The 13,943-nt window shown below is 37.2% G+C and carries 13 protein-coding genes; 5 read left to right on the top strand and 8 right to left on the bottom strand.

Going from position 1 to position 13,943, the window contains the following annotated elements; genetic code table 11:
• Positions 1 to 117: 117 nt before the first annotated feature.
• Genes ACTNEP_RS02000 through ACTNEP_RS01990 form a run of 3 tightly spaced genes read left to right on the top strand, consistent with a single transcriptional unit; the run spans position 118 to position 3,443 of the window.
• Positions 118 to 1,050: an ATP-binding cassette domain-containing protein gene (locus ACTNEP_RS02000; protein WP_441159872.1), complete on the top strand. Its 933-nt coding sequence runs from the start codon at positions 118 to 120 to the stop codon at positions 1,048 to 1,050.
• A 12-nt stretch (positions 1,051 to 1,062) separates the two neighbouring features.
• Positions 1,063 to 2,331, top strand: a complete 1,269-nt coding sequence (locus ACTNEP_RS01995; RefSeq protein ID WP_441159871.1) for an ABC transporter permease — start codon at positions 1,063 to 1,065, stop codon at positions 2,329 to 2,331.
• On the top strand, positions 2,328 to 3,443 hold the full coding sequence (locus ACTNEP_RS01990; protein ID WP_441159870.1) for an ABC transporter permease: 1,116 nt from the start codon (positions 2,328 to 2,330) through the stop codon (positions 3,441 to 3,443). The genes ACTNEP_RS01995 and ACTNEP_RS01990 overlap by 4 nt, the downstream gene beginning before the upstream one ends.
• 55 nt (positions 3,444 to 3,498) lie before the next feature.
• On the opposite strand, the gene ACTNEP_RS01985 is transcribed toward ACTNEP_RS01990, so the two are convergent.
• Complete coding sequence (locus ACTNEP_RS01985) at positions 3,499 to 3,939, bottom strand: YtoQ family protein (protein ID WP_441159869.1); 441 nt, start codon at positions 3,937 to 3,939, stop codon at positions 3,499 to 3,501.
• Positions 3,940 to 4,148: 209 nt separating this feature from the next.
• Entirely contained in the window at positions 4,149 to 4,502 is a 354-nt protein-coding gene (locus ACTNEP_RS01980) for a VOC family protein (RefSeq protein ID WP_441159868.1), read from the bottom strand.
• 389 nt (positions 4,503 to 4,891) lie between these two features.
• On the opposite strand from ACTNEP_RS01980, the gene ACTNEP_RS01975 reads away from it, so the two are divergent.
• A complete protein-coding gene (locus tag ACTNEP_RS01975; RefSeq protein WP_441159867.1) occupies positions 4,892 to 6,382 on the top strand; it encodes an extracellular solute-binding protein in 1,491 nt (496 codons plus the stop codon).
• Positions 6,383 to 6,478: 96 nt separating this feature from the next.
• On the opposite strand, the gene htpX is transcribed toward ACTNEP_RS01975, so the two are convergent.
• The 5 genes from htpX to ACTNEP_RS01950 all read right to left on the bottom strand — a co-directional run bounded on the left by htpX (position 6,479) and on the right by ACTNEP_RS01950 (position 11,943).
• Positions 6,479 to 7,384 carry a protease HtpX gene (htpX, locus tag ACTNEP_RS01970; protein WP_441159866.1) on the bottom strand — a complete coding sequence of 302 codons (906 nt, stop codon included), beginning with the start codon at positions 7,382 to 7,384 and terminating at the stop codon, positions 6,479 to 6,481.
• Between the two features lie 137 nt (positions 7,385 to 7,521).
• Positions 7,522 to 8,064, bottom strand: a complete 543-nt coding sequence (locus ACTNEP_RS01965) for a hypothetical protein (protein WP_441159864.1) — start codon at positions 8,062 to 8,064, stop codon at positions 7,522 to 7,524.
• 23 nt (positions 8,065 to 8,087) lie between these two features.
• Entirely contained in the window at positions 8,088 to 9,503 is a 1,416-nt protein-coding gene (locus ACTNEP_RS01960) for an APC family permease (protein WP_441159863.1), read from the bottom strand.
• A gap of 19 nt (positions 9,504 to 9,522) precedes the next feature.
• On the bottom strand, positions 9,523 to 9,996 hold the full coding sequence (locus ACTNEP_RS01955) for a hypothetical protein (protein ID WP_441159862.1): 474 nt from the start codon (positions 9,994 to 9,996) through the stop codon (positions 9,523 to 9,525).
• 15 nt (positions 9,997 to 10,011) lie between these two features.
• Positions 10,012 to 11,943 (bottom strand): primary-amine oxidase, encoded by a 1,932-nt coding sequence (locus ACTNEP_RS01950; RefSeq protein ID WP_441159861.1) that lies wholly within the window; start codon positions 11,941 to 11,943, stop codon positions 10,012 to 10,014.
• A 284-nt stretch (positions 11,944 to 12,227) separates the two neighbouring features.
• Between ACTNEP_RS01950 and ACTNEP_RS01945 the strand changes: the two genes are divergently transcribed.
• Positions 12,228 to 13,046, top strand: a complete 819-nt coding sequence (locus tag ACTNEP_RS01945) for a helix-turn-helix domain-containing protein (protein ID WP_441159859.1) — start codon at positions 12,228 to 12,230, stop codon at positions 13,044 to 13,046.
• A gap of 78 nt (positions 13,047 to 13,124) precedes the next feature.
• On the opposite strand, the gene ACTNEP_RS01940 is transcribed toward ACTNEP_RS01945, so the two are convergent.
• Positions 13,125 to 13,910 (bottom strand): SDR family oxidoreductase, encoded by a 786-nt coding sequence (locus tag ACTNEP_RS01940; RefSeq protein WP_441159858.1) that lies wholly within the window; start codon positions 13,908 to 13,910, stop codon positions 13,125 to 13,127.
• Positions 13,911 to 13,943 lie beyond the last annotated feature (33 nt).

Raw genomic sequence — 13,943 nt, 5'->3', positions numbered from 1 at the left:
TGGAAAGAAAAATGACTAAAGTAACATAGAGATGAAGAATGAATGACCAGAGTCAGTAGTGGCTTTGGTTTTTTTCGTTTAAGATAGTGATATATTCAAGATTGAGGAGGCAATGACATGCTGGAAACCATTAATGTAAATAAATCATTTAAGGGAAAAAAAGCGGTACAAAATGTTAATTTATATCTCGATAAAGGGGAATCAGTTGGATTGTTAGGCCCAAACGGTGCCGGAAAATCAACGACCATTTCGATGATATCAACGTTAATTAAACCTACTTCTGGTGATATTAAACTAAATGGGGTTAATACCGTCAATAAACCAAGTGAAATAAGAAAAGTTTTAGGGGTGGTACCACAGGAATTAGCACTCTATCAGGAACTTTCTGCTTATGAAAATCTGAAATTTTTTGGTTCGATTTATAAACTGAAAGGAAAGGAATTAGAGAACAGTATTCAACATGCTTTGGAAATAGTCGGGTTAAAGGATCGTCAAAAGGATTTAGTTAAAACCTTTTCTGGTGGTATGAAACGAAGAGTTAATATAGCTGCCGCATTGTTGCATAAACCACAAATATTGATTCTCGATGAGCCGACAGTAGGGATTGACCCACAATCTAGAAATCATATTTTAGAAACGGTTCGATCATTAAACGAGACAGATGGCACGACTATTTTATATACGAGTCATTATATGGAAGAAGTCGAACAGCTATGTGATCGAGTTTACATTATGGACCATGGCGAAATTATTGCTGCCGGAAGTAAAGAAGAGCTACTCAGCATTTTATCGTCTGAAGACACTATCAAACTGGAATTCAGCATGATGGACGAAGTGTTTGTGGAAAAGGTAAAAAGATTGGAAGGTGTACGAGAAGTAGAAGTAGCTAATTCACTGTTGAAGGTCATTGCAAAAAAAGGAAGTAACCTGATCAGTGATCTTGTTCATCTGGCGGATAGTCATCAAATTCAGTTGCTTCATTATCAGACAGAGACACCTAGTTTGGAGGACGTATTCCTTCATTTAACTGGCAGGACATTGAGAGATTAAGGGGGTGTAAGCATGGGAAGTTTTATCAAAAAGGATTTATTAATGTTTTTACGTGATCGTAAAGAGCTATTGATTGCGCTTTTGCTTCCGATTGTGATCATCTTTGTACTAAATCTAGCTTTTGAAGGATTGTTTACTAGTGATGAAGATGTCATGCTCGATATCCACTTGGCATTGGTTAATCAAGATGAGCAGGAGAATGTAACGGAAGTCTTACAGGAAAAGTTGATTACAGAGGGCTCATTTGACGAAGTCGAGGCAGCTACGGTTGCAGAACAAGCAAGCGACGCAGGTCCGATAGAAGCTTTATCTAATTTTCTTGAGAGTGAAGACTTACAGGATTGGGTTACCGTACATCACTTAGATGAAGCGGAAGCCAAAGAGCAAGTAGAACAAGGTGAAATCGATGGAATGTTAGTAATCCCGAATGGCTTTACAGTTGAAAGTTTATATGCAGCTTTAACCGGTGAAGCGCCAGCAGTTTCCTTGGCCTATAAAATGGAAGAGGAAACGACCAACAACGGGACAATATATGATATCATTAACGGGTTTATTGATAATTTAAATTATCATTTTGCTATGCAGCAACTCACTGGCAATAATGAATTGGAAGTAGTGCAACCACAAGGTGGTGTGGAACAATTAGGAGAAGGAGAAGCTTTTACAATGCCCCAATATTTTACGCTTGCAATGGGGATTCTGTTTGGTTTATTCCTATCCATTACGGTAGTAGCTAAAACGGGTGAAGAAATCAGACAACAAGTTTTTGATCGAATTTTAATAACGGGTAGTCATCCGATGTTATTTTTGATCGGGAAAATGGTATCCACGTTTATTTTAGCATGGTTGCAAATTAGCATCGTCATTGTTTTAGCGCATGTAGTATTAGATGTATTTCCTGATCGTACCGTCAATTTTTGGCTAGGAGTTGCTGTGATTACTTCCCTGTTTGCTCTAACAGTTGCAGGTTTAGCAGCGGTGTTCACCTCTATTGCGTTACAAATGCACAATGTTGATGCTACTAATGGTGTGCTTAATGCGGTTGTTATGGTACTAGCGGTACTTGGAGGGAATTTCGTGCCGATTTATATATTTCCAGACTGGATGCAAAAGGTTAGTGAATGGACACCAAATGGGATGACACTGTCCGTGATGATGGAATGGCTGCAACACGAACAAGTATCTTCCTTACTATTACCTAGTCTAATGCTGATTGGATTCTTTGTACTATGTACCTTAGTTGGATGGGTATTGTATCCTAAAAGGGGGGGAGCAAAATGAAGTCTGTTTTGTGGTCACAATTTTCGAAAGATAAACGAAATCCGATCTTAGTTCTTGCTTTAATTATAGGAAGTATCCTTGGGACCCTCTTTTTTGCGGGAGGCATACAAACGCCTACAAAGGTGGTTATTTTCAGTGAGGAAGATAATGCAGAGGAGATCGAAGCAAAGTGGGAAGAACGCTTAAATGTAGATGATTCCTATGATTTTGTTGTAACGGATCCTGAGGAGGCACGTGAGGAAGTCCGTGATGGTAATATCGATGTGGCAGTTCAACTAATGGAGATGGATTATCGATTATTAATTACTTCTGAGCTTCCAACAGTTTCTATGGTAAGGCAACATGTTGAGAAAGTATTTCAACAGGAAGCGCAAATTAGCTCACTGATTAATGCCACAGGGGATGAGAACATTCGAAGTGAGATCGAAAATTATTTAGCAGATGCGCCTGTGCAAATCGAAACTCAAGGATTGGATAGTGAAGAGGTGCCAAACTATAACCTCAGTATTCAGCTTATGTTTGCTTTCACCTTTCTGGTCTCCATGTTTATTGCAGGGTTTAAAGTCAACAATGTCACAAATGATAAAGTTTCAGGTGTGTGGAATCGGATGATTTTGTCACCGATCAGTAAAACGAGTATGTATATCGGTTATATTTTGTATAGTTTTTTGGTGACAATGTTTCAGATTGTTGTAGTCCTGATTGTCTTTAAATATGTGATGAATTATGAGCTAGGCGATAACTTGTGGATGCTTATCATCATTTCTGCGCTCTTTACATTCAGTATGATCAGTATTGCAATGTTGTTAACTGGGTTTGTAAAATCACCCGAGCAATTTTATGCGATCTATCCATCTTTAATCCCGCTTATTCCATTAGTAAGTGGGGCTTATATGATGCCGGGTACGATTACCAATAACTTGTTACTTTTTATCGCAGATCTATTTCCAATGGCGCACGCAATGGATGCAACGATGTCAGTTATTTTCTATGATGCCAACTTCAATGATATTTTGATGTCTCTGTTAATGATGCTCCTTATTGGGATAATCGCCATGGGAATTGGTGTAAACCTAATTGAAAGACGTGGATGGAGTAAAGCAACCAAGTAAGCTGTTTAACAAAAAGAAGCTAGGGTCTCGGATGAAGAGACCCTAGCTTCTACTATTATTCATAAATATAACTCATTACCTCAATAGCTTGGTCAATCGTTTCAACGGTAACATTTGCTTTGTTGGAAAGTTCTTTTAATGGGTGAATCAGTGATGATGGTCTGACAATAATCGTAGGAATATTCATCGCGATTGCTGTGCTTGCGTCCATTGCGGTGTTCCATTGCTTATATGTTTCACCGAAAAGGGCAATAACGAGATCAGACTTCTTCATTAAAACCTGCGTTCGCAAATTGTTAATATCTGAAGCTGCATCATCTTTATAGAAGTTACCAGGCTGCTCACCTAAAATATCCTCTCCAATATTATCTGAACGATCATGATTTGTCTGTGGTCCGACAAATGTTAACGGAAGTCCTTTTTCCTCAGATTTAGCTTCCACCTCTTTTCGCCAATCATCGTGGATTTGTCCTGCTAAATAAACAGTTAATTGCATATATAGTCTCCTCTCTAATCGTTATTATTTTTATCATATTAAAAAAGACAGTCCTTTTCAAAAATCTGGAGTTTTTGTTAACAATTAATAAGATATGTGTTACATTTTTAGGGAATTATTTACTTTTATAAATAACGGATACTTATAGTTAGATAAATGCTGGTACTCCTTAGTACGATAACAAAAAATGATTACCAAAATCTAAATCGCTAATATTCACATACTTCTAAACAATTACCATCTATATCATAAAAAGCAAAGTAACGTGCACCGTATTCTTTCATTTCTTCCACCTTGACTCCATTCTTTTTTAAATGGTTATATGCTATTTTTACATCCTTTACATAGAAGTTAAATAGACTCCGTCTTGGTTGAAAGTAAACTTGCTCATCAGTAAGAAATAAGGTTATGGAAGTATCACCAAATTCGATGCATTGGTATTCGCCTTTTTCACTCTGCCAACCTGGGGTTCCTTCTAAAACAGTTATATACCAATCTAGTGCTTTTGCGATATTACGAGTTGGAACAAAAACAGTGTCAATTCTTTGGAAAATTATTGCCATTCGAGATAACTCCCTTCCTTTAATTGTTAAATAGGTGATAATTTTTGGCCGTTCAAATTATCATTCTCTCTCTTTTAATATTCGACAATTAACTGGAAATTCCTGCGAGAAATAGTTAATCACACATTCATTGAGATCAGACATATGAGGGAATTGGTAATCACTTGCATAAAAATCCTCTGTACGTTACTTCTTTTAAAAAAATCGGCATGTGACAAATCGGTATGTCATATTCTTTAATAGAATGAGCAACAGTAGATGTAATAGTTGTCCTGTCACTTTCCATCATACTGCCAAAACATAACAACGTTGTTAAATGGACGACTAAAGGAGGTGTTAGGTGTTTAAGGTGAAGCAGAAGAACTAAAAGTGAATAGGGGGTAAAATGAATGAGGGGTAAGAAAGTTTTTCTTTGGAGCATATTGACATTATTTATACTGACAGCTTGTAGTGATGATGATACTTCCTCGAATGAGGAATCATCGGAAGAACCACAAGAAATCTCAATGATGTTTAACCTGCATGTACCAGAGGTTCCAGATCCTCGGTTGGAAGAACTATTGGAAGAAGCGACAAATACACAATTAGATATTCGCTGGGTTCCTGATAATAATTATGCAGAGAATTTGAATACGGCTATTGCGACCAATAATTTACCGGATGTGTTTTTGTTGAAGGATGTAACATTGGACCAACAAAAAGAAGCAATTAGAGATGGACAATATTGGGAAATAGGACCATATTTAGAAGAGTTTCCAAATTTAAATAAATTAAAACCAGAAATCTTAAAAAACACGATGATAGATGGTAAGCTATACACATTATATGCAGGACGTCCGCTTTCACGCCAAGGATTAATTTATCGTAAGGATTGGGCGGATAACTTAGGTCTAGATACACCAACTAATTTAGACGAATTATACGAAATGTTGAGAGCGTTTACAGAAGATGACCCTGATGGGAATGGGGAAGACGATACAATCGGTTTAACCGATCGTGAAATATTAGGCACGTTTGAAAACTTTGCAACATGGCATGGGGCACCAAACAACTGGGGTGAAAAGGACGGCCAACTATTGCCACAGTTTATGTTTCCTGAGTATCGAGAAGCTATGGATTACTTCAAAAGCTTGTTTGATAATGGCTATATCAATCGTGATGCGCCTGTAACAAGTAAAACAGATCAACAGGAATTATTAAAAAACGGCACTGCGGGCGTCTATATTGGAACAATGGGAGATGTAGAACCGATGTATCGTGATGCGGTAGAGATTAATCCGGATGTAGTGTTTGATGTACACAATTATATCGAAGGCCCGGATGGTGAATACCGTACTAGAGCAATACCGGGTTATGGAAGTATGTTAATTTTTCCGAAATCCTCGGTTGAGTCAGAGGAGGAGCTGAAAGGAATACTTGCTTTCTTTGACTTCTTAATGACACCAGAAGGTTCTAATTTATTATACTGGGGCATTGAAGGAGAGCATTATGAAGTGGTCGATGGTTATGCAAAAGTCTTACCGGAAAACCAGAATAAATATAATCTTGAAATCCTGCCTTATACGCCTTTTGAAATAGGAGAGCCTGAAACAAATGGACGTTATACTGGTTATTATGAATATGAACCACGAGCGAAAGCAGATGAGCTTTATATAGATAATAATGATTATTTAGTGGAAGATTTAAGTGCACCTCTCGATTCCCAAACATGGGCAAACAAATCAGAAACGTTAATCCAAATAATGGAGGATGCTACTTATCAATATTTTCTGGGGCAAATAGATAGTGATGGATTTGATGCGGCGATAGAAAGGTGGCTAGCAGAGGGCGGAGAACAGGTAATAGAGGAATATACAGAACAATGGAAGGAAATGCAATAACCAGCCTTCAGCAAATGTAAAAGGGCCAGTGGAGGTTTCCACTGGCCTTTTACTATGATGATGTTGCTTAAACGTCTATAAGATTCCCACGGATCATCATCGTTGTTCTAATTTAGCAATACGCTCTTCTAGTGGCGGATGAGAGGAGAATAAAGATACCATTCCGGCTTTACCACTGATTTTCATCGTTTGGATAGCAGAGTCGTCGGCACGATCATTGATAGTTGCTCGATCCACATGCATTTTTAAGGAGCGTAATGCATGTGCCATTTTGTCACGTCCAGCCAAGTCGGCTCCGCCTTTGTCTGCATGATATTCCCGGTATCTGGAATAGGCGCTGACGACGAGACTTCCAAGGATAGAAAATAAAAGTTGAAAGACAATAATTGCTGCAAATTGCACAATCCATTGAATTTCTGAGCGGACAAATCGTGATACGATAATTGCTGCAATTCTTGAGAAGAAGACAACAAATGTATTGACAACACCTTGTAATAAGGTCATGGTCACCATATCACCATTAGCAACGTGTGCTACTTCATGCGCAATAACTCCTTCTACGGCATCATCATCCATCGTATCTAAAAGTCCTTGCGAAACGGCAACTAAGGAACGTTTTTTCGTTGGGCCTGTAGCGAAGGCATTTACTTCACGGGATTGATAGATACCAACTTCAGGTGTATGTGTTAATCCAGCAGCACGAGATAGACGTTCCACTTTTTCATATACCGCACGTTCTTGAGCAGTTGCTGGGCCATTCGGATCAATTACCTTCACCTTCATCATCATCTTGGCAATCCAGCGGGACATAGCTAGTGAGATCAATGCACCGGTAAAACCAACTAGCAAACTAAAGACCATCAGAGAAGTATAATTGATGGAGCCATCAATATTAAAGGACCCTCCGATATTTGTAAATCTAGTGATAACTGACCAGACAATTACAATGGTAGTCATCACCAAAATGTTCGTCATAATAAACAATAAGACACGCTTACCCATTTCTCAACCTCCAATTTGCTGATATCTTCTTATAGTATAATATAACAAACATTTTTTTATCTGGGAAACAATTTGATGGATTGGTTCATTAATAGTAGGAAACGCATACCAGGCTAAAGAAAGCTAACGAAAAATCGTTAGCTTTCTTTATTCATTTTTATGAGTATTTGTTGGATCGCTATAGGTATCTTTTTTAGGGCTTTTATTTCCTCTTGTTTCAGCTTTATTAAATACTGCATTGGAGGCAAAAGTGTAAACATAAAGGAGCCAGGTAGCGGAACTTCAGTGATTATCATCTCATCTTCGTTTTGCTTTATTTCTAATCGCTCCAAATCTAATTGCTCGATCATACTCTTCAAGTGATTATTTTGATTTAGTATATGGCAATAAGAATGAGGTTTATTTTTGGTCGTGATCCATTGCTTTTTGTGATAATTCCATTGAAGGACGCCACTAGAAAAGTTATCCTGATTTGCTTTAATTTGAAAATGATAATTTATTGTCAATTTGTATATCCTTGTAAGGAATTTTTTATCCAGTAAGAATTGAAACTTCCAATATTCACTTTCGGAAACTTTTTGCTTCCAAGATAAATCGATTTCTTCATTAGCCGGCACATTGAACAAGGCAAGTATTTCTTGAAAATATTTACTGGCTCGATTCTCTATGTTTGTAAACATTTTGTTGACAGCTCCTTATTCTTTTAAAGTCCTTTTGCTTCTTTTTCTATAATAAAGTCTTCGCTAATTTGTGTGTCTGACTCTGAAACTCCGATTTTTTCTTCCAATGGCATAGGATCAAACAAAGGTTGTTTTTTATATTTCAGCCAGAAAAATGCATACGTACATATTCCTACAATAAATGAGCCAGCAATGGTATAGATTTTCATCTTGACAGCTGTTTCTGGGTGAATGGTGACAATCATATATAAACAAGCAATGATTCCTATAAGTTGCGTATATGGATAGAAAGGTGAGGAAAAAGGTCTTTCGATATCTTTATATCTATTTCTTAATACAATAACATCTAATTGAGCAATAATATAAGAAATTAACCAGGTTGTACAGGCTGATAAAACTAATATATTTAATGTTGCGGCACCAATTTGAAATATAAATAACGGTAAACTGAAAAGGACATATACAGTGATAATACTTATCCAAGGTGTTCTAAATTTAGGATGTAAATAACCAAATATTTTTGGCAATAAGCCATCTCGTGCTAATCCGTAAAACATTCTGGGAACGGCAGCAAAATTGGAATTAATGGAACTGGCTGCAGCTAAAATAGTTACCAATATCATCATAGTAGTACCGAAATCACCTAACATCGCACCAGCACCTTCAATTTGCGGTGTACCAGAATTAGCTAAAATAGCAGGATCAATGTAATGGATAATCGCTTGTCCAAATAGCATATCTGCCACAAAAATTGATAGCAAACCAAAAATCATGGCTCTAGGGATATTTTTATTAGGATTTTTCACTTCTTCTACCATGGGAACAACAAATTCAATACCAATGAATAACCAAATGCCCATTGCTAATGATTGGAAGACAGTACTCCAGCCTGCAGGATTAAAAGATGTCTCTACACGTTCGTTAACCGTGAACATATCAAAAATGCCGAGCAAACCGAGTAGAGATATGATCATCATAATTCCAAGTGTCAATACAACCTGAATCGAACCGAAAATTTCTACCCCTAATAAATTTACGATTAAGAAGAATGAGAGTAAAATAATAGCTATTAAAGTAGTATTGATGTTTGGGAATAATGTTTGTGTTGCAAAGCTTGCAGTTAATGTCTCTGCTGCACCTACAGTTGCAACTAGTACGAAGTAACCTGATAATACTGCGATAATCGACATGAATTTACCCATGGCAACCGATGTATAATCGCCTATCATCCCAGCTCCAGGTAGGATGGAAGCTAATTCTGCATAAGATAAAGCAATAATTATACTAATCACCATTGCTAGAAAGGTAGAGACAATAAAAGCTGGTCCGACTAATCCCATACTGTTGCCAAGTGTAACCATGGTTGACCCTGCAACTACTAAACCTGTAGCAGTTGCATAGGCTTGCCAAAAACCTAATCTTCTTTTTAGTTCAACCATAAACATTCTACCTCCATTATTACTCCACCATTTCTAGTGATGGAGTATTGTTAAGATGGCTTTCCTCACTTTTAAAGGAAATGAGTACCCAGTGTAAGATGACTGTAAATACAAGAAATACAACAGTAATCAACCATAAAAAAGTATTAGAATTAGCAGTCATATGAATCATTTCTCCTGTCATTGCTCCCATGATCCCCCCCATAACTCCTTCTGCCATACCACCTAAACTTGCTATTGGGTGGAAGCATATACCAACGAAAAATCCGACAATTAGACCAAAAATAATTGCTACAATGGATGAAGTAACCAAATCATGCATAAAAAGGACACCAAGTACGATGCCAAAACAGAGTGAAGATATCATACTTATCGTCATAATTAGGATATGCATATGTGATGTATTAGCTTGAATCTTCTCTTTTAAATGGATCACCCTAGCAATAGTTACTATCGTTAAGACGGTAATTAAAATCAAATTAACAATCAACATTTACTCAGTACCTCCTTAAGAACATGTTGAGTGATGACAGCTATCATTTTTAGGTTGTGATGGTGGGACATCTATGGATGGATTTCGCTTAAAAAAACCTACTGGCTTAAGGGTGAATCCCATATAGGCAGTTGGCATAACAGGCCAATCTTCTGGTCGAGTAATATGATGATGCCCCATTGTATACCAGACAACAATATCTTCATTATCTATCGATCGATCTTTTTGAACCCATTTTGGTAACCCTTCTCCGCCTATATGTTGATTTGGATAATCACCTGCAGCATATTTTTCCTCTCGGTTATATTTTGTTACCCACATATGATGTTTCATAAAACCCGCACGTTTCATAATACTAGAATCTTTATGCGCATATGGAAAGGCATTTTCTCCAGCAAATAGTTTATATCCAACTGGTTCACCTACCCAGTTTTTCTTATTTGGATTAATGACTTTCCAATATCGTGCTTTTTCCAGGTTAAGATCTCGTACTGCCTCTTTTTCGGTTTTAAAGGTGTTCGCTTTAGCAACAAAGGCATTACCAAATGGATTGTGTTCGCCTGGTTCTTCACTTTCTGTATTGACTTCTACTACTGAATTTTTCACCCCGTCAAGCATCATATCTAAGCGCATGTTAAAGAAATGCTGATGATTTGGCCCGTCCAGTTGTGGAGCGAGTAGGTTTCCATAAGGAGATTTTTCACCAGGCAAAACAGCTTTTGTATGAAGAATTCCTGTTAATTTTACTTCAAATTCAATATTACCATCCTGATAAAAGTACCAGAAAAATCCATATTCATAGTTTCCTACTGTGGAAATACTGGACAAAGCTAATCTTCTTGAGCGTCGTACATCAGTTTTTTCAGTACGGAAGTCCATATGCTTCCAAAGAATTCCATAGTCTTCTTCGTGTAAGCAAATTGCATTCTGAATGGTAGCAGGATTTCCTTTACTGTCTGTTATAAAGGCATCAAAATACTGGATTTCGCCTAAACAATCACAGCCAAGTGTTAATGAGTTGGCAAGCATTCCAATTCCATACTCTCCGACATCAAAAGCGTTGTTCCGATTCACCGGATCTCCGGGATCGCCGTAAGGTACTACCATTTCTGATAATGACGCACGGTAAAGAATGGGTCTGTCCTCATCATTATCCTTATAGCTGACAGTGTGTAAAACAAGCCCTTCACGAGGAGTGAATCCAAAGCGGATTTTCCATTTTTGCCATTCGATCTCGTGGCCATTTATATTGAAGCTAGGTCCTTCCGGTTGAATAATGTCTAGTGGTTTTATGTCATCTCTAAGCTTCTCGACACTATCAGCTGTATATTTTCCATCGTATGGTGGTAGAGGAATAGTTTCATGGTCTACCACTTTAATTATTTCCATTTTATTCAAGTCAACAAAGGCATGTAAACCAGAAATCGGTCGTGCATAGCCATTATCATATTTATCTGTTTTTAACCAGCAAATCGTTCTGGCAATTCGCTTTCCTTCTTCATCCTTTAAGCCAAAGTTACCTGCACTCCATGGATCACACATGATAAGGTCAATGTCTTCAATCCCTCTTTTTCGGAATGCTTCTTGCATTTCGGGATCATTTTTAACGACCTGCTCACATTCTAGAAATTCATCTGCCATAATTCCTGGTTGCACATTTGCGATGTACTCCCACCTTAATATTGTTTCCTTATTAATGGATACAATTGCTTCATATGTCTTCTCTTCTTTGTTGTCTAATAAAATAATGAAGGCTTCACGTTGAATAGGGTCGCCTTTTTTATATGCTAGTACAGTTTCTTTAGGAGGCTCGTATAATGTGACACTAACGAATCGAAAGGTATCATCAATTTTCTTTTCTTTTTTAATCACTTGTGTAGCAATGGCGATTTCAGCTGTGTTTAATGGTTCTAACGGATGATTGACTTTGGTTATGGTTGTAGTCATACAGATTCCCCTTTTCTTTAGATTTGTACAACTTTTATGTTGTTAATTATATTTTAGAAAAGTAGTGAAAAAATGTATTGCACAAATCGGAACTGCTCGTAGTGAAGAAAAACAGCAAACGCTTTCGTTGTTAGAGTGGTAAGTAGTTGAAGCGAAGAAAATATGTTGTGTTTTCTCTCAAATATATAAAATATTGTGAGATATTCTTACGGATTGTTGGATTATTACGGATATTATCTCTAATTTTAAATAAAATATATATTCGATCATTGAGGAATGATACTATGAGGAAAGAGGAGAAAGTAAATGGAGTAGTTCCTTTTTTACAGCCCCACTTTAATTATGATACAAAGAACTATCGGGAGTGTTTAAAATTCTATCATCAAATACCGCTCCTTTTTTACCAATTTATGATGGAGCAGGGAGGTAGTGATCGTTTACCTGCGATACCAGATGGGTGTTTAGATATCATCATTTGTTTGTCTCCAAGTAAACCAACGATTCATGTTTATGGGAGTTTATTGTTAAGCAAACTAGTACCATTCAAAGCAGGTATTGAATATTTTGGTGTCCGTTTGCCACCCGGCTGTATGATTAATTCCAAAAAGGTAAAAATGAAAGAATTTGTGGAAAATGTGATCGATCTTTCTTTAATTATGGAAGTGGAAGAGCAGGTTATAGAAAGAATGTTAGAGGATGCAATGTTTGAACATAGAGTGATCTATTTTGAGAAAATAATAAGAAAACTACTTTCAGAACAACATCCGGCCAGTTCCTTAACCGACTATATAATGAATGCCATTATTATATCAAATGGAGGGAAATCTATTCAGCAATTGGCGACGGAAACGAATTACTCTGATAGATACATACGACAACAATTAACCGAAAGATTAGGTATCCCTCCCAAAAATTTTAGTAGAATTGTTCGATTTCAACATGCTTTGAAAATGCTTCAACAAGGTTGTGAATTAGAAGACATCATATATGAAAACAATTATTATGATCAAGCACATCTCATTCATGAATTCGAAAACTTCGCATATATAACCCCAACCGATTATCAGGATTACGTAGCTATAAAGAGAAAAACAATGGGATAAACTTCATGCTAACTCTAACATATCAAACAACTTCTCAAAGACAAGGCTTTTCCTATAATAAGTGAAGGATAAAAGGGATTATTTCAGTAACGACTCGGCACCGTCAATAAAGATCTCGGTACCTGTAATATGACTGGATTGATCAGAAGCTAGAAAGGCAACAAGATCGGCCACCTGTTCTGGTTTTCCTGGTTGATGCTCTAATGGCTTGTCTCCTTCAGGATATTCCACAGGAATTTCGATTTTTTTAAGTTCCGGTGTTTTTTCTGTATTCTTCCCAATGTTTGTTTGAATCGCTCCAGGACAAATGATGTTTACCCTGATTTTATACTTGGCTAATTCTAATGCCGCCATTTTACCGAAGGCCATTTGCCCCGCTTTCGATGTGCTATAGGCCGCCATTCCAAAGTTAGAAAAGATCCGATTACCATTAACCGAACTTGTGATGATCATACTACCACCTTTTTCTTTCATGTAAGGTAGCGCATATTTAACCGTATGAAAGGTTCCTTTTAGGTTAGTATTGATTGTCTCGTCCCAATCTTCTGGAGTTAAATCTTCTATCGGTGCAAGCACACCATTTATACCACCATTTGCAAAAACAATATCAATTTTGTTCCACGTGTCAATCACTTGTTTCATACCTTGTTCAACTCGATTGGCGTCAGCTAAATCCACATCAACAATCAGTGCTTCACCACCGTTTTTTTCTATTTCTTGTTTCACTTTTTCTGCCTGTTCTTCTTTCAAATCCATTAAGCATACTTTAGCGCCTTCTTGTGCAAGTAGGATGGCAGATGCCCGACCGATACCTGAACTTCCGCCGGTTATAACAGCTACTTTATTTTCAAATCGACTACTCAAAGGCTGATACCTCCTTTGTGACATCCATTCCCC

The sequence above is a fragment of the Gracilibacillus sp. HCP3S3_G5_2 genome (assembly GCF_052063305.1).
In the GTDB taxonomy this organism is placed as follows: domain Bacteria; phylum Bacillota; class Bacilli; order Bacillales; family Amphibacillaceae; genus Gracilibacillus.
This window is presented reverse-complemented; position numbering and strand designations above follow the sequence as displayed.